Raw genomic sequence first — 307 nt, 5'->3', positions numbered from 1 at the left:
AAATCGCCGGTTGCTGCTGGAGCCGCCGCTTCTACTTTAGGAGCCGCTGCTGGAGCTGGAGCTGCCGCTTGTGTAGGAGCTGGAGCTGCTACTGGAGCCGCGCCTTCAACAACAAACGTCATGATTAGAGAGCCCGTTGACACAGTATCACCAGCGGCAATCTTGATTTCTTTAACCGTACCAGCGAATGGTGCAGGCACTTCCATTGATGCTTTGTCGCCTTCAACAGTAATCAGAGATTGCTCTTCTTCTACTGTATCGCCAACCGCTACCATGATTTCAGTGACTTCTACTTCGTCACCACCGA

At 52.1% G+C, this 307-nt stretch carries 1 protein-coding gene; it reads right to left on the bottom strand.

Annotated elements, in window-relative coordinates; genetic code table 11:
• Positions 1-307, bottom strand: a 307-nt coding sequence (locus ACP45E_RS01340) for a biotin/lipoyl-containing protein (RefSeq protein WP_347229965.1), incomplete at both ends; no start/stop codon positions are given.

The sequence above is a fragment of the Vibrio genomosp. F10 str. 9ZD137 genome, assembly GCF_049974785.1.
Taxonomy (GTDB): domain Bacteria; phylum Pseudomonadota; class Gammaproteobacteria; order Enterobacterales; family Vibrionaceae; genus Vibrio.
The sequence above is the reverse complement of the archived record's forward strand: the minus strand, read 5'-3'. Positions and strand labels throughout refer to the sequence as shown.